General features: G+C 47.6%; 14 protein-coding genes. All 14 read left to right on the top strand.

Annotation, left to right across the window (positions count from 1 at the left end):
* Positions 1 to 62: 62 nt before the first annotated feature.
* On the top strand, positions 63 to 407 hold the full coding sequence (locus MHI43_RS29860) for a hypothetical protein (protein WP_009594240.1): 345 nt from the start codon (positions 63 to 65) through the stop codon (positions 405 to 407).
* A 368-nt stretch (positions 408 to 775) separates the two neighbouring features.
* Positions 776 to 3,727, top strand: coding sequence for an S-layer homology domain-containing protein (locus tag MHI43_RS29855; RefSeq protein ID WP_036660332.1), 2,952 nt, complete (start codon positions 776 to 778; stop codon positions 3,725 to 3,727).
* A 78-nt stretch (positions 3,728 to 3,805) separates the two neighbouring features.
* Entirely contained in the window at positions 3,806 to 4,306 is a 501-nt protein-coding gene (locus MHI43_RS29850) for a hypothetical protein (protein ID WP_036660329.1), read from the top strand.
* Between the two features lie 182 nt (positions 4,307 to 4,488).
* Positions 4,489 to 4,776 (top strand): alpha/beta-type small acid-soluble spore protein, encoded by a 288-nt coding sequence (locus tag MHI43_RS29845; RefSeq protein ID WP_015737730.1) that lies wholly within the window; start codon positions 4,489 to 4,491, stop codon positions 4,774 to 4,776.
* 225 nt (positions 4,777 to 5,001) lie between these two features.
* Positions 5,002 to 6,207 (top strand): methionine adenosyltransferase, encoded by a 1,206-nt coding sequence (gene metK, locus MHI43_RS29840; RefSeq protein ID WP_036660328.1) that lies wholly within the window; start codon positions 5,002 to 5,004, stop codon positions 6,205 to 6,207.
* A 450-nt stretch (positions 6,208 to 6,657) separates the two neighbouring features.
* Positions 6,658 to 9,360: a stalk domain-containing protein gene (locus MHI43_RS29835; RefSeq protein WP_036660326.1), complete on the top strand. Its 2,703-nt coding sequence runs from the start codon at positions 6,658 to 6,660 to the stop codon at positions 9,358 to 9,360.
* 45 nt (positions 9,361 to 9,405) lie between these two features.
* Entirely contained in the window at positions 9,406 to 10,560 is a 1,155-nt protein-coding gene (locus MHI43_RS29830; RefSeq protein WP_009594214.1) for a sensor histidine kinase, read from the top strand.
* 4 nt (positions 10,561 to 10,564) lie between these two features.
* Positions 10,565 to 11,287 carry a response regulator transcription factor gene (locus MHI43_RS29825; protein ID WP_009594205.1) on the top strand — a complete coding sequence of 241 codons (723 nt, stop codon included), beginning with the start codon at positions 10,565 to 10,567 and terminating at the stop codon, positions 11,285 to 11,287.
* A gap of 341 nt (positions 11,288 to 11,628) precedes the next feature.
* The gene (locus MHI43_RS29820) at positions 11,629 to 12,051 is read left to right on the top strand and encodes a hypothetical protein (protein WP_015737728.1); all 423 of its coding nucleotides are present in this window, start codon (positions 11,629 to 11,631) and stop codon (positions 12,049 to 12,051) included.
* A gap of 581 nt (positions 12,052 to 12,632) precedes the next feature.
* Complete coding sequence (locus MHI43_RS29815; protein ID WP_341283197.1) at positions 12,633 to 14,534, top strand: helicase-related protein; 1,902 nt, start codon at positions 12,633 to 12,635, stop codon at positions 14,532 to 14,534.
* 768 nt (positions 14,535 to 15,302) lie between these two features.
* Positions 15,303 to 15,947, top strand: a complete 645-nt coding sequence (locus MHI43_RS29810) for a ComF family protein (protein ID WP_341283196.1) — start codon at positions 15,303 to 15,305, stop codon at positions 15,945 to 15,947.
* A 113-nt stretch (positions 15,948 to 16,060) separates the two neighbouring features.
* A complete protein-coding gene (locus tag MHI43_RS29805; RefSeq protein ID WP_009594229.1) occupies positions 16,061 to 16,471 on the top strand; it encodes a TIGR03826 family flagellar region protein in 411 nt (136 codons plus the stop codon).
* Positions 16,472 to 16,558: 87 nt separating this feature from the next.
* Positions 16,559 to 16,855: a flagellar biosynthesis anti-sigma factor FlgM gene (gene flgM, locus MHI43_RS29800; protein ID WP_015737724.1), complete on the top strand. Its 297-nt coding sequence runs from the start codon at positions 16,559 to 16,561 to the stop codon at positions 16,853 to 16,855.
* Positions 16,852 to 17,352 carry a flagellar protein FlgN gene (locus MHI43_RS29795; RefSeq protein WP_015737723.1) on the top strand — a complete coding sequence of 167 codons (501 nt, stop codon included), beginning with the start codon at positions 16,852 to 16,854 and terminating at the stop codon, positions 17,350 to 17,352. Before flgM ends, MHI43_RS29795 begins: the two co-directional genes overlap by 4 nt.
* The last annotated feature ends 23 nt before the right edge of the window (positions 17,353 to 17,375 follow it).

The raw sequence follows: 17,375 nt of genomic DNA, 5'->3' as shown, positions 1-17,375 counted from the left end.
TCATGTAGAATACGCTACAATAGCGGAAGCACATACTATTTTTAGAGGGTGAAGATGAATTTATGAAGCCGATATTATCAAAAGCGCAGCTCGACTACATGAAGGCGAAGACCAAGTTCGAGGAAAAAGCCAAAGTGATGGAGAAGAAGATTGAGCTGGCTCGTGCCACTCATGATGAGATAACTCAGGAAGTCATGGAGGGACTCGTTGTTGAGACAGGCTTTCATGATTCATTTAACGAAATGACAGCGGCTGAGAATGCGTTGATCCAATGGTCACATACTACAATTAAACATGATAAGACATATCGTACGAATAAAGCGGAGATCGATCAGATGTACAGCACGCTGCACAGCAATCCGGAGATGCGCGCGCGGATTATCCAGCTCGCTATGAAGATTCGCTAGCATTCTACAAAGGACGCCGATAAGGCGTCTTTTTTTGTTGTCGCAATATGTAAATGAAGGCCTGTTATATGAAGTGGGGGAACTTTGAAAAAATTTTTTAAAAAAACTTTGCAACTGCCGCAACTTTTTGGAAAATCAAACGTTTATAATGTAGAGCCAACGAAGTAACCAAGATTATCCGATGCAAGAAGATTGTCTATTAATTAGAAAAATGTTCTTTACGGTGTTGGGGACTCGTTGTATAATACCTAGGTAGGATTAGGAATCTATTCTAGTATGTAGTGTTCTCTCGTTAACAAGATTCTGTGATATCGTCACAGACATCATTTATGATTTATGCTCAACTCGGGAAAGGAGGTGCAGGACAAATGAGTGATAAGAGCTACCAAATTAAAGAAAATAATCAAGTGATGATTCAAGGAGGAGAAAAAAAGGTTATGAAGAAAATTTTATCCGTAGCACTGTCTACAGCAATGGCATTCTCCATGTTTGCTTCTGTTGCATTCGGTGACGACGCACTCAACACTCAACAGAAATTTGATGTACTGAAAGAAAAAGGGATCTTCACTGGTTATCCAGACGGAACTGCTGGCCTGGACAAAGAAATGACTCGCGCTGAGTTCGCTAAAGTCCTGGTTGGTATCATGGGTCTTGAGCCAATCGAAGGCAAAGCATCTTTCAAAGACAAAAACTACAAAGCTGACAAATGGCCAGCTCCTTACGTAGAAGCAGTTTACGCTGCAGGTCTGATGGAAGGTAAAAACACAACGAAAATGATCTTCGACTTCAACGGTAAAATCACCGTTCAAGAAATGGCGAAGGTTCTCGTTACTGCACAAAAACTCGACATCCCAACTGAAACGAACAACAACGCTTCTGACTGGGCTAAAGGTTATGTGCAAGCAGCAATCAACGCTGGTCTGGTAGACGCTAAAGCGAACCCTAAAGCGAACGCTTCCCGTTCCCAACTGGTTGACGTTGCTTACTCCATCTACCTGGCTCAACAAAAACCAGCTGTAGTTTCTTACGAAGTTAAAGAAGACGGCAAAGTAGTTGAATTCAAACTTGCTAACAACGAAGTTGTTAAAGTGACTTTGGAAACTGCTTTGAAAGCTAACACAGCTACAGAAGTTAAGTTCTCCCACAACAACTACGACTACACACATAGCGTAACTTGGGTTGTAACTGCAGCTACTAAGATCGATTCCGTATCTGCTACCAACTACAAAGAACTTACTGTTAAGTTCGATGGTGAAGTTGAAGCTAAAACTGCAGAGAACGAAGATAACTACAAAGTTACTGGTGTAACTTTCGAATCTGCTAAGTTGTCCGCTGATAAGCGCAGTGTATCTCTGTTGATTGCTCAAGACGGTGGCAAACTTCCTGAGCAAAAAGATGCTAAATTTGAAATCAACGGCGTGAAAAACTCTGACGGTTCCAGAACTTTCAAAGAAACTGTAACAATCAGAGCGGTTGATACTCAACTTCCAGAAGTAACTGAAGTTGTAGGTCTCGGAACAAAGGCATTTAAAGTAGTATTCTCCGAGCCGGTTCAAGCTACAACAGCTTCCAACATTTCTAACTATAAAATTGATGGTAAAGCAGTATCTGGTTGGGTGAAATTCACTTATCCTAACGTTGCTTTCATCACTACTGATCTTGCAGTAGGCGAGCATACTTTGAACATTCAAGGCGTAACGGATTTTGCGAATTTCAAAGTAAGCCCTACAGATGTTAAGTTCACTGTAGCTGAAGATAAAACTGCTCCAGAAGTGGTATCTGTAAAAACTAAAGATTTGACTAAAGTTGAAGTTGAATTCAATGAGTCCGTTAAATCTGTAGATAAGGCTTATCATACTTCTTCCAGCAAAACCGCTGATAAAGTCGAAATCAAGGATAATGTTGTTATTCTTACTTTCAGCTCTGAAAACAAAAAGTTGAGCCTGGGTGAGAACACGATCTACCTCGATGGCGTAAGAGATTACAGTGATAATTCTGCAAACCGTGAGGCGAAAGTTACTCCAGTGCTTGATACTACACGTCCTACAGTGACTGATGTTAAAGTAGATGTAGTAGATAACACCACCCTCTTGACTGTAGAATTCTCTAAAGACGTAAATGCAAAAGACATCGAAAATAAAGATAACTTCGTTCTGAAAAACTCTAAAGGTGAAGTTGTAACTGACAAAGGTTTCAACAACGGTAAACCAGTTACTGTACCTACCTTTGAAGTTAAAGGAAGCAAAGTTTATAACAACCGTGTAGTAGTTAAGTCTATTGGTAAACTGCCAGCTGGCAAATACACTCTGGATGTAGCTAACATTCGTGATACTGCTTCCATCGGAAACACAATGTTACCACAAACTCTTTCGGTTGATGTTACTAACTCCGATGCACTTCAACTTGTGAGAGCATGGGTAGATAGCACTTCTGATAATGATGACGTCTACATTGATGTTCAGTTCAACAGAGCTGTAGCAGTAGATGGAAACGGTTCTGCTCTGGATATTAACAAGTACAGTTATGTTACTGGTAATGTGTATAAACCATTCCCAACTAAAAATGCTTCAGCTCCTTCATTGAGAAATGCTGAAACAGTTCGTTTGACTATTCCTAAGAAGGACTTTAACCCTGCTGATTTGAATGGTGCAAAATTGCGCGTAGTTAACGTTGCTGATCTTAACGGAAACTACCTTACAGATCTCCAGGTTGACATCTCTGCTAGCGTGGCTATTCCTGTGAAGTCTGTTAAAGCAACTGCTCTTGACAAAGTAAAAGTTGAATTTAGCGGAAACATTACATCTGTTGTTTCAAGCGACTTCTACTTCGGAGCCCTTAGAGGAACTGCTGGTGAGCCGTCATTCGATAACGGTGTAACAACAGTGGAATTCACATTGAACGGTAAATTGGATCCAGCGGCATTGGGACTTCTGACAACTGTTGAAACTCCTCAAAGTTCTGATAACCTTGGCCACAGAGTTGCGAAAATTACTTCCGCAGATAATAAAGTTATCAGCGATGGTATCGTACCAGAAGCAGTTGGAGCAACATCCGTTGTTGGATCTGTCTATGTAGATGTAGAATTCAACGAAAATGTTACAGTTTACTACACTCCAGATGCATTCAAAGTGTATGTTGACGGTAACCCAGTTACTGTAAAAGGTGCTACTAACCTTAGCGCGAAAGTTGTTCGTGTAGAACTTGAAAAGCCATACAATCCATCTATTGGTGGTCAAGTTTCTGTTGCAAAAGGTAAATATATCGTTGATGCAAACGGCAACGCTGCAGACGCTATTTACAAAGAAATCATCAAGAAGTAATAATCTCTTTGTTACAAAAGAACTGTCCGGAATTCTTTCCGGGCAGTTTTTTATTACATGCTTTAAAGGAGAAATAATATGCGAAAAGCTTACAAAATGGGACTCGGAGTGCTTATTGTAGGAAGCAGTATTTTTGTAGGTTCGTTTCTGAATTTCCAAGTAACAGGCGCCAGTACCACCCCAGGCACCACCGACGACCCGGTCGTCACTAAAAGCTACGTAGACCAACAAATCCAGCAAGCACTCAATGGCGGTGGTGGGGGGAATACCAACCCAACCAATCCTACCCAACCATCCCAAGGTGCCGATGAAGTCAAGAACGTTGCATTGAAGCCAGGCAAAATTCTAATCGCCGATGCCGGAACGGAGTTCATCGTGCGTTCAGGCAACGCTGTGATCTACACAGAAGTCGCTAGCGGCGTTGCGGATCTTACCGATGGTAAAGACCTGTTAAACGGCGAAACGGCGCCTAAGAACCATCTGCTTTCCTTCCCACGTGAAGGTCGCGGTATCCAGGTGAAAGAAGGCCAGACAAGCAATCTGATTGTCATGGTACGTGGCGGTTACACCATTAAATAGTGTCAGCAACTAGGGGCAATAGCCCCTGCTAATATTGCCTCTTCCACCAAGTACGTGTTAACTTTCGTTCGGTATGATCCTCTTATAATTATTGCCAGTTGTGACAACGTTTTATACGTGTTGACGCTGTGTTCTCGACAAATAATAACTTCTGTAAAAACCAATACAGGAGGTGTATTTTCATGGCACGCAGCAGTCGTAATCGTCAAGTGGTTCCGGAGAGTCGTGAAATGCTGAAGCAAATGAAATACGAAATCGCAGCTGAGTTTGGATTACCGGTGGGATATGGCAGCAGCTCGTATGGAGCGGATACGGAATTCGGTTCAGAGCTTGGAGCGATCGGAGGAGGTTCCTCCAGCCGTCGTGCTGGATGGGGGCATCTGACATCCCGCGAGAACGGATCCGTTGGCGGAGAGATCACGAAGCGTTTGGTTCAGAACGCCGAGCAAAGCCTCTTCGGCAGACTGTAGTCATTTTTCGATATAAGACGGAACTTATTCTTGATTACATCCGTTTGAAAAACCCAGGAAAATCCTTGAAAAACAGCTCACTAACTGGATTGACACCTGGTAACAAATAAGTTAATATGCATGTTGAGGATTGTACATTTCAAACCTTTTCCTGTCGGAAAAGGTTCATTTTTTGTGTAGGACCTCTTGATATATCACATACTATTCATATGGGAGGTTGATCTCATGTCTTTAACAGGGCGACGTTTATTTACATCTGAGTCCGTAACTGAAGGACATCCGGATAAAATCTGTGACCAGATTTCTGATGCGGTACTCGATGCTTTTTTGGCTAACGATCCAAACGCACGTGTAGCTTGTGAAGTTTCCGTTGCGACTGGTCTTGTTTTGGTCATTGGTGAAATTAGCACTAAATCTGAATACGTGGATATTCCATCCATCGTACGCAATACCGTGAAGGAAATCGGGTATACCCGTGCAAAATACGGTTTTGATTCCAATACATGCGCGGTGCTGACATCGCTGAATGAGCAATCGGCCGATATTGCACAGGGGGTAAACGCTGCACTGGAGAATCGTGATCCTTCCCAAGTGGACAAGGAAACCGAGAACATCGGTGCTGGTGACCAAGGTCTGATGTTTGGTTTTGCAACGAACGAGACGCCAGAATTGATGCCTCTTCCAATTGCATTGTCTCACCGTATCGCTCGTCGTTTGTCCGAGGTTCGTAAAGACGGTACGCTGGATTACCTGCGCCCGGACGGTAAAACTCAGGTGACGATCGAGTATGACGGCAACACGCCGGTTCGCGTGGATACGATCGTGGTATCGACTCAACATGCTGAAGAAGCAACGCTGGAGCAAATCCAGAAGGATATTAAAGAACAAGTCATTCTTCCTGTCGTGCCGGCTGAATTGCTGGACGCAGAAACCAAATACTTCATCAACCCTACCGGACGTTTCGTCATCGGCGGTCCTCAAGGCGATGCCGGTCTGACAGGCCGCAAAATCATCGTGGACACCTATGGCGGCTACGCTCGTCATGGCGGCGGTGCATTCTCCGGTAAGGATCCTACAAAAGTCGACCGTTCCGCTGCTTACGCGGCGCGCTACGTGGCTAAAAACCTTGTTGCCGCAGGACTCGCGGACAAGTGCGAAATCCAATTGGCTTACGCCATCGGTGTCGCTAACCCAGTGTCGATCAGTGTCGACACATATGGTACAGGTAAAGTAAGCGAAGAGAAGCTGGTTGAGCTTGTGCGCAACAACTTTGACCTGCGTCCGGCTGGAATCATCCGCATGCTGGATCTTCGTCGTCCGATCTACAAGCAAACGGCGGCGTACGGACATTTTGGACGTACCGACCTGGATCTGCCTTGGGAACGCGTTGACAAAGCCGAAACGCTGAAAGAACAAGCTGGCGTAAACTAAGGTATTTTTAAGATATGTTCCGGATATAAAGTTTAGGCATGTGCCATACCATTTTTCTTTTGAAAAAAGGCACATGCCTTTTTGTGTTTAAAATCCTCTCAAGATGTAGCGATGAAACTTAAGAAGGATTTGAATTTATGACAAAAATGCAATAATTATAAAGCTGATGTCTAGTATAGGTGTCGGCTTTTTTTGATTAATAAATGGTAATAGAGGAATATACTTTATGACAAACTAGTTACTTTTAGATGAAAATATAGTAACATAGGATTGATTTACATAGGCTCCTAAAAAATGCCGCTACAATTTTGCTAAGACTTGGTGTACGATACGCGAAAGTGTTTTTTTTATAACAAATTCGTAACTTTTCCTCAAAAATGAAGTCTATTAAATAGAGACTTTATATGTTCGGCATCCGTGTTGAACGAGAGATGGGAGAGTTACGATTACATGGTTAGTCAGGGGAAAACACTGAAGTCTGCAAAATCAGGCGTGGGCAAGAAATGGTTGATTATCACATTGGCCGGGGTCATCTGGGTGGGCCCTGTGCTGAGCAGCGGAATACCGGTGATAGGAAATCTATCAACTTACCCGGTAGCATACGCGGCAACCACATCAGCGAAGAAGCTGGGTGAGGAAATCATTACGTCCGGCGCGGTTTTGATGAAGTATCAGTATACCAACAGTGCCGGCGCGAAATCGCTGGCGAATGTCATCCGGGTGGATCTCAACAACAAATATGTGAAGCTGGATGTCATGACAGGGCAAGGCAATCAATTTACAACAAGACAAAGCACGGGCGGGATGGCGAAGGAAAACGGCGCAGTAGCAGCGATCAACGGGGATTTCTTTAACACCGGCAGAGAAGGAGCCCCGATGGGCGCTCAGGTCTCGAATGGTCTTTTGATGTCGTCGCCTTCGGATCTTAAAGGCATGTATGCTTTTGCCGTAACGAATGACGGAAAGCCGATCCTGGACGAATTTGCTTTTTCGGGAAGCATTACCGCTGAGAACGGAACCACATTCCCGCTGGCAGGCATGAACAAAACCGCATACACGCCGGAGGGAACCGGATCGAACTATAGCCATGTGAACGCAGCTTATATATACACAAGTGCATGGAAGGCTCTCGAGCGTCCGAAAAACAGCTCTAGCACACCGACCGAAGTGATGGTGACCGACGGAGTCATTACGGATATTTCGGTGATGGCCGGAATACCTACGGCAGTTCCGGAAGGAAGCTACATTCTTCGTACGCACGGCGCAGCAGCCGAGTTCGTGAAGAACAACCTGGCCGTAGGCCAGAGGTTAGAAGCGGATTATGCGCTCGTATCGAAAAAGACCGGTCAAAAGCTGGATCCTACGAATCTGCAGATGATGATTGGCGGCCATACGATCCTGGTGGATAACGGCAAAGCGACGTCCTTTTCAAGAAACGTGAATGATCTGGGAGGCAATCGTGCGCGTACGGCGGTGGGTTACTCCAAAGACGGACGTTACGCATACCTGATCGCCACGGAGAGCAACGATAACAGCAAAGGCATGACGCTGCAGCAGCTACAGGATTTCATGACGAAGGTTGGCGTATGGAAGGGAATGAACCTCGACGGCGGCGGATCGACAACGATGGTCAACCGACCATTAGCCGAGATGAATACCCAGCTGACCTTCAACACGGAATACGGAACGACGCAGCGAAGCATCGTTAATGCACTCGGCGTGTTCTCGACGGCACCTAAAGGCAGCTTGAAGGGCTTGAAGGTAAGCGGCAGCAACGCACTGCTGATCGGGCAAATTGGAACATATCAACTCAAAGGCTATGATACTTACTATAATCCGATTGAGGCTGGCTCGATTAAACCGACCTGGAAATCCAGCAATGGCAACCTTGCGGTGAACGGCCAAAGCATAAAAGCAACGAAGCCGGGCACATCGACCCTGACGGCGGTAAGCGGCAGCACCAAAGCGACGATGCAAGTCAAGGTGCTGGGTGCGGATGATCTCGTTGCCCTGACTACAGGCGTTTCCAGTGCACCGCTGCAGGCTGGAACGAGCGTTTCCGTACCGGTAACCGCCGTAACGAGCAACGGCCAAAGCTTGGAGGTTCCGAGCAGCGCGCTGAAATGGGAGTTTATCGGATTCAAAGGCAGTGTCAAAGACGGCCGCCTGACCGTATCCTCCGTGAACAGCAATACGAAAGTCGGTTATGCCATCGCACGTTATGACGGATTTAGCACAGTCGTTATTTTGTCGGCAGCAGGCGAGAGCACGTGGGAGAACTTCGAAAATGTAAATTACCCGGTGAAGTTCACGACCAACGTGCCTGCAGTTACCGGGACGGCAGCGATCCAAAATGGCAGCGGAACAAAGGCAACCTCCAAAGTCTTGAACCTAACCTATGATATGACAGGCGGGCTGGGACAAAAAATGTACGCTTATGCCGAGCTGAATGGCACGACAGGCAAAACGATTCCTGCACAGGCAACGTCGATGACGATTGACGTGGAGGGAGATAACAGCCTGAACTGGCTGCGTGCCGAGCTCAAGGACAATAACGGAAAAACCGTGTACGTCGATCTGGCTAAGGCGATTGATTGGAGCGGCTGGAAGACGCTGAGCATCGATTTGAGCGGATATAACATTGCGTTCCCGGCTCAAATGAAGCGTCTGTATGTCGTGAACGTGGAAGAGGGTCAGGACGAGCGTGCTTTGACTGGGGCCGTGTCTTTTGACGATATTCGCTTCACGATGCCGTCCCTGTCAGGAAATGAAGGACTTCCAACCGGTAAAGCGGTCATGACCATTGGGCAAAAATCGCTCATGCTGAATGGTTCGAAAGTGGCAATCGATTCCGCGCCAATCCTGAAAAACGGAACGACCTATGTTCCGATTAAGCATGTGCTCGACGCCTTCGGCGGGCAAGCGACCTGGAACCAATCCGCGCAGCGGGTAGGCGTTCTGAGAGGCGGCATGCTCATGGAATTGACGGTAGGCAAAAAGGAATTCATCCTCAACGGTAAACGCAGTTCGGCGGCTGTGGCACCTATGGTTCAAGGCGGTAGGACTTTGGTCCCTCTTCGTCTCGTTTCCGAGCAATTAGGCCTTAAAGTAAAATGGGACAAGAACACGAAGACCGTTACGATCGAATCATGATATGGTATGATATGTATATGAAACGTTAGAAATGGAGTAGAGTGCGTGGATTATCAAGCCGATGCCATCGACCGTGTCATAAAAAATGCCATCAAAGTGATGGAGGACAGCAAATACCAAATGTTCGAAATATTGGAGGCGTCGCGGCAGGAGCTCGCGTCTCTCAATCATGAACTGCAGCGGACATTAAAAGAAACGACGGAAACCTTAGAGAAGGTGGATCAGCTGGAGCTGAACTACCGCCGTTCCCGGATCCGGCTGACCGAGGTCAGCCGGGATTTCGTCCGGTACAAGGAAGAGGACATCAAGCAGGCGTATGAGAAAGCAACGCAGCTTCAGCTTGACCTCATGATCTACCGGGAGAAGGAAATGTATCTGAAGGCTAGACGAGATGAGCTGCAGAAGCGGGTTCGCAATGTCGAGAACTCGGTGGAGCGCGCAGAATCGATCGGATCTCAGATGGGCGTGGTGTTGGAATACTTGTCCGGCGAGCTGGGCCAGGTATCTCGAATCATCGAATCTGCGAAGAACAGGCAGGTCATTGGACTCAAAATTATTCTGGCGCAGGAAGAGGAACGGAAGCGCATATCCAGAGAGATTCATGATGGACCTGCACAATTGCTGGCGAATCTGGTTCTTAGGACGGAAATTGTAGAAAGAATGCTTGCAAAGCAGGAATTTAAGATGGTGCAGGACGAAATAGTAGATTTGAAGGGCCAGGTGCGTTCGAGCCTGGAGGAAATGCGAAAAGTCATCTTCAATCTGCGTCCAATGGCACTCGATGATCTAGGATTAATCCCCACACTGCGTAAATATGTGCATGATTATGAAGAGAAATCGAAAATCCGCACGATCTTCGAGACACGGGGGAAAGAGCATCGTCTCTCTTCTGCGATGGAGGCGGCCATCTACCGGTTGGTGCAGGAAGCACTTTCGAATGCTGCAAAACATGCTTACCCGACTTATGTGCTTGTTGAAATCACCTACCAGGCGCAATTGGTCAAAATCGTGGTACAGGACAATGGCCTGGGATTCAATGTCGATTTGCTGGAGCAGAAAAGCAAGGACCACTTTGGGTTAATTGGCATGCGGGAGAGGGTTGAGCTGCTCGAAGGGAGAATGGAGATCGATTCAGCCGAGAATCAAGGAACCAAGATCGTGATTCATATCCCGACGAACGTAGAAAAGAGAAAGGAGTAATCGGATGGAACATTTGGAGAAAGAGAACACGATTATCAAAGTATTATTAGCGGATGACCACCAGCTGTTTAGGGAGGGTCTGAAACGCATACTGAATATGGAGGACGACATTGACGTGATCGGCGAATGCGGCGACGGCATTCAAGTGCTTGAGTTTTGCAACGAAGTGAAGCCGGATATCGTGCTGATGGACATCAACATGCCGACCGAAAACGGCGTTCAAGCGACCGAGAAATTACGTGAAATGTTTCCTGAGATCAAAGTTATTATTCTGTCGATTCATGACGACGAAAGTTATGTGTTCGAAACGCTCCGTAAGGGAGCGAACGGTTACCTCCTGAAGGATATGGAAGCCGAGTCACTGATTAATGCGATTCGTTCGGTACATGAAGGATATGCATTTATCCATCCGAAAGTAACGGGCAAGCTGATCCACCAGCTCCGCCGGATGACGTATGTAAACGAAGCAGGCGCGATGGCGGAGAGCGGTTCGCGTGAAGCTGGAGTCAAGTTTGTGGCAGGCGAGAACAACCCATTGACAAGGCGCGAAGCGGAAGTGCTTAGACTAATGGCCGAAGGCAAGAGCAACAAGATGATTGGAGAATACCTGTTCATTAGTGAAAAAACTGTAAAAAACCACGTCAGCAGCATCCTGCAGAAGATGGAAGTGGACGACCGTACGCAAGCGGTTATCAACTCGATCAAGTATGGCTGGGTGACGTTGTAATCGCCGATCCGAATGCACGGACGCGTCTTACATAGGGAGGGAACTGCCAAGGGCGGTTCCTTTTTGTTATGATCATTAGGGGTTTACAGCATGGCTGAACTCTTTCGGTAACTAGCATACATAATAAAGAACTGCTTATACCGCTGCCTGTTATTGATTAAAGTGCGAGGGCTTTATAGGTATCGCAAGAACGGTGGACTATCTTGTAGAGGGAATGTCGAAACGTCTTCCTTATGGCAATAAGCCGTTCCCGACAAGTTCCGTGTGGGCACCGGTTACATAACTGTCACCGTCCTTTCCTGGTCAGCATATATTGTTGATAAGAGAAGGAGGTGAGTCTCATGGTTGCCCAATTGCTGTGGATACTCGCGGTGTACGGGATCGCTGTTGCTCTGGTTCATATCGTGCATGCCCGTCATCTCCGAAGAGCTAGTGAAGGCACGGGGCGGCGCAGACATTATGTGCTGATCACGTCCAACCATGAGCGGCAGGTGGAATGGTATTTGAGAGCCCTTTCCTGGTATGCCCTGCTGAGCGGGACGCGCGTGCGCGTTACCGTCCTTGATGACCAGTCGTATGATGATACGTTAAAGATTGTCAAGAGATTGACTCATTTGTCCGGAATTGAACTGGTGTACGGGACTTGGAGATCCGGTGATCCGGCATCACAAGAAACGGATGTCGATCCGAATGAAGACGAAGTCATACGGGTCGATCTGAGAAACCCGATGGAGGCTGTTCAGATTCCATATGTACAGGGATAAACATCGGCAAGTTGTTTTGGTTCCCGGGAGGATACTCATATTGTTGAAGGCGTGAAGCACACTCCGAGCGTATAGCGAGGGGTGTGCTTTTTGCGTTTATTGGCGTATTGGGGTGGAAGATGTAGAGATTAGATGCTTATAAATCGTAGTTATGACAGTATTCGACAAAAGGCGTTGTGAAACGGAACTGTTTAAGTTGGGTGATCTGAGCGTTGAGGAGAGAAACAAATATGAAATGGAAGTCACTGCAGTTAGATCAGGACGATTGTGCATCTATATTGATTTGGAACTAACTCAAACTCGGGTTTGAGAATCTATCTTCTATTAGCAGTGCGGGCTAATGGTTTGGAGTGGTTGAGGATAATGGAAGATAGGTATTTGAGAAAGAAACCTAATTAAATAGTTATTCACGGAACTCTATCGAATCTTTCATACAATGCTTCCCCGACTGGTATTAGATCCACCAAATTTTTTATAAAAAGATCTGAAAAGCAACTGAAGCATGTTGTGAACTACCAAGTTCCAGTATCCATACATGATCTTTTGAGCTGTTTATACGTCTCAATATTGGAGTTGATGTCATGCAGATTGCCATTTATGCCATTCGAGAAGCAGAGAAATGGAAATGCTATCTCTCGCTGGATATGAGGGTGGATCTTCAATGGTGGTATGGAAGAATGAGAAAGGCGGACGAAAGGGTTGGTACACCGTTATTGGTGCTGCTGTCCTCTCGAGTACCACTGGGATGGGCCGTTGAAATCCAAGCGAGATTTCAGCCGATTCCAGACATGGATCGATGGGAGAGGCCAGATTGGCTGAGATATATGTATCAGGCATTAAGCCCGTTTTTACTGCAAGAGCCGGAGGGAAATAGGTCGAAATGGAGCGCCTTGTTGCAGGAAACCCAACTGTTGGATGGGACATATCTAAGTTCCCTGATCGAAAAGGGAGCCGAGCTAGTGGGCTGGGATGCACTGGTGCAGCAGGCTGAGCTGCTGATCGAGTGCATGGCCGGACGAGCCTTGCTTGCTGGCGAGGTCGAGGCATTGCTAGGGGAGGTCGCCGTGGGCACCGGCGACTGGCGCGCTGCGGCCCAGCTTGGCGTCCTGTTGGGCCGCCTGCGCTTGGAAGCGGGGCTGGCACAGCCCGCCCCGCGCAGAGGGCCCGGCTGGCTCCGCCGCCGGGCCATGGCCCTACGCTGCCGGCGTTGCGGCAGCGAGGCCAAGAGCCGCACGGCATGCGCCGCGTGCGGCTCGGCGGCTTGCGCCTATTGCGAGGCCTGCCTCGCAATGGGGCGCAGCCGCGCTTGGGCCCTGCTGCGGCATGGCACAGCAGGGGCGGCCGGGCGGGGCACGGCCGGGGGTTCCCCCACCGCGGCCTTGGGCCGGTGGGGGCTTAGCGCAGCGCAGAGCGCCGCTGCTGGCGCTGCGCTGCGGTTTTTGGCGGAGCCGCCCGCAGGGGGCTCCGCGGGGGCTGCCGCCCGGTTTCTCATCTGGGCGGTGACCGGTGCCGGAAAGACCGAAATGATCTTTCCGCTGCTGCAGTCCATTTTGGATGCGGACGGGCGCGTCTTGGTCGCCGCGCCAAGGCGGGATGTGGTGCTGGAGTTGGCACCTCGGTTATCCAAGGCATTTCCCCAAGAGACGGTGGTCACGTTATATGGCGGAAGTCCGGAGCGTTGGAAGCGGGGGAGCATCACGCTGGCAACGACGCATCAGCTGCTGCGATTCAGGGGAGCTTTTGATCTGGTCGTGATCGACGAGATTGATGCCTTTCCCTACCATAACGATCCGATGCTGGATTACGCGGCCAAGGGTGCTTGCAAACCAGGGGGGAGATATATCTATCTGTCAGCCACCCCGCCAACACCTCTACAACGAGAGGCAGCTGCGGGCCGATTGCCACATGCGAAAGTTCCCGCACGCTTCCATGGTCATCCGTTACCCGTTCCTCAGAAACTGAAAATGTTTGCGGTGAGCCGCTGTCTTCAAGAAAAAAAGCTTTCCCCACTCCTGGTTCGCAGCCTGAGCGCCTCTCTGAGACGCGGAGCTCAAGTGTTCCTGTTCGTTTCCCGGATCAAGCATATTGATCCTATTCTGGAACTGCTCCGCAAGGCGATTGCCAATATGCCGATTGAAGGGACTTCATCCATCGACCCGGAGCGGGCGGGCAAAGTGATGTCCTTCAGAAACCGCGAGATTCGCTTGCTGGTGACAACAACCATTCTTGAACGTGGGGTAACGGTTCCTAAGAGTGATGTTTTTATTTTGGATGCAGATAGCGAGCTATTTGATGAAGCGGCCTTGATACAGATGGCTGGACGTGCGGGCCGATCCAAGGATGATCCAGCAGGTAGGGTAGTGTTTGCTGCGCCGCAATGGACCAGGTGCCAAAGCTCGGCAGTTCGGCAAATCAAGGCGATGAACCGAATCGCTGGTAAAGGCGGGTATTTACGTACAGTTCAAGAGTTGACGGGTAAATAGGAGGGGTGACTGGGAGTAAGCGTGTGGGCGTTAATTATAGTTCTCGTCCTCCTGATGTTAATCTCATGGTACCTTATGGAATCTAATAGATTCACATAGATACTTTTAGCTCCCATACATTCTCGTCTCTCATGGATACTCGTAGTCTTCCATAGACTCTTATAGTCTATTGGATTTCTTAGATTCTCTTAGATCCCCTTAGATTCCCAGTGCTTCTCATAGTTCTCAGATTCCTATAATTCCAAACCACCTTACATAACGGGATAATAGATGACCGAGATGACTGTTGGGGACATGGTAATGGATCGAGAGCTTCAACAGCTCCTGTGCATGGGGGATTTAGTGACTAATTTACATCCGAATCGAGAGTTCGCTGTCAAAGCGAAAGTAAATATTAATCCTGAATCATTTAACTCATTCAATAATAAGCGAAATAAAGGTTATATCAGTGGCCGCAATGGCGATATGTACGTACTGTTTGTCCACTCTGCAGTCTTTTATCCGCTGAGGGGCATTCTTTTTTCAATCTAACCAAGAAAGGAAGGTTTGTATTTGATATCCAACGTTTTTAGTCAGTTGATCGGACACATGCATCGTTTGCTAAAACCAATTGACGAAATCTGTCTCACTTGCGGGAAAACGGGTTCATGTAACCAGGAACTTCCGGGCATATGCCATGCTTGTTATCGGCAGATCCCATGGATTTTCAAACCCCGATGCTTGCGATGCGGGCGGGGAATCGGTTGTCCTGACTGTACTCGATTAGGCGTGAACGATCGGAGCTTTGTTTTGAATCGGAGTGCGGTAACCTATGACGCGCAGATGAGGGAGTGGCTGGCCCAGTATAAATATAGGGGGAATGAGCGGTACGCGCCTCTTTTGGTCGAGATGCTGCTGCGAGCCTATACGATGTTCCATCGAGAGGCGAACGTCTATATGCTTGATCATCGTTTGCGGAACGCTCGTAGTGTAACCTGGAGCATACATGCGGTTACTTCGGTTCCGGTTAGCCAGGAAAGGCTGCGGGAGAGGGGGTTCAATCAAGCGGAAGTGCTGGCTATGGGGCTTGCCGCTAGTATTAAAACTCCTTATGCTCCGCTGCTGGAACGTAACCGTCACACGAATAAACAGAGTTTTAAGAGCCGGGTGGACCGGCTAAAGGATATGGAGGGTGTTTTTGGCGCGTTACAGCACGCACCTGAAGTGTTGTGGTCTATAAGTAAGCGGGGCGCAGCGAATATCGGTTCTCCAGAGGAGATATTACCGATCATAGGGCCTCTTCGTATATTACTCGTCGATGATATCTATACCACCGGGAGTACGATTAACGCTTGCGCGCAGGTTTTGCGAGGATATGAATCCTTCTTGGAAATGCCCATCGAGATTCATAGTTTAACCTGGGCCCGCTCATAAACAACCGAAATAGGAAAAATATGTGGATTCTCCTTTCGAATGATAGACGTAAGCCCTCAGATAATGTAATCTAGGGGTATCAAAGGTTCTATGTGGCATGGAGGTTGTTGAGCATGAATTTGGGGAATTGCCCTCGGTGCGGCAAGTTATATACGGTGAATATTCGGGAAATGTGTCCCGAATGCATGAAAGTGATTGAGAAGGAATACGAGAAATGCGCAACCTTCCTGCGTGAGCAAAAAGGCGCAACCATCCATGAGGTATCTGAGGCTACGGAAGTATCCGTGCGACAGATTACGAAGTTTATCAAGGAAGGCCGGATCTCGATTGCGAACGCGCCGAACCTGGCGTATCCTTGCGAAGTGTGCGGAACGTTGATTCGCGAGAGCAATATGTGCGAGTCATGCCGGACCCGATTAACGAGGGAGCTAAGGCAGGCGGCTGCTGGCGACCAGGAACATCAGCCTGGGTCCCGCAAAGACAGAGAGACTTATAGTGCAGTCGATAAACTGCGCAAATACTAACTTTTGAACTATTAACAATGTTTCATATCCGGCCGATAAACTTAGTAAAGCTTATCGGTCTTTTATTTTAAGTGAGGTGAATAGGGCGTGAAGATTAACGAATCGGGACGTGTGAACGGCATCAATTCGTATCAACGGAATATTGAATCTCGGGAGATGCAGCATATCGATAAGAAGAAACGCCGCAAGGATGAAGTATCAATCTCCCCGGAGGCGATGGAACTGAGTGCACAGAGTAAAGTACAGGATCCGGAACGCGCGGAGAAAATCCAGCGTTTGAAGGAAGCTGTAACCAACGGCACATATGAAGTGCCGGTTGATCGTTTGGCAGACAAATTACTCCCGTATTTTCAATCCTACAATAAATCAGGTGAGTCCAAGTGAGTGTACAGAATGTCATTCTAGCAATGACGAAGTTAAATGATGTCCATCTTGAAATGATAGACGTCGGTAAAGAGAAACAACAGGCAATCATTGATAATGATTCGTCGAACTTGACTCGGCTGATGACGATTGAAAATCGGTTGTTAAGACAGATGAACGAACTGGAACAGCAACGCGTGGAGCAAGTGAATTTTTTCTTGCAGGAAAAGGGAATACGTTCCCAATTGAGTCTAAGCGTAACCGAGCTATCGCGGCTTGTATTTGATCCGAACGAAAAGCAAGAGCTTATGCAAATCCGTGATAGCTTGCTGAGTAACGCCATGATATTAAAAAGGCAGAATGAATTAACGACCCAGTTGCTTGAGCAGTCTCTGCATTTTATTGACTTCTCTTTAAATATAATCGTTGGTGTGGATGAGGAAATGATCTATAAGAAGCCTACGGACACTCCACCGGCTCTTTCGAATAAAAACAATTTTTTTGATGCCAAAGCGTAGCGTGGCACTTATTAAGGAGAGAA

The organism is Paenibacillus sp. FSL H8-0457 (genome assembly GCF_038051935.1).
Lineage (GTDB): Bacteria > Bacillota > Bacilli > Paenibacillales > Paenibacillaceae > Paenibacillus_AQ > Paenibacillus_AQ lautus_A.
Note: the sequence above shows the minus strand (reverse complement) of the source record. Positions and strands in the feature narration are given on the sequence as shown.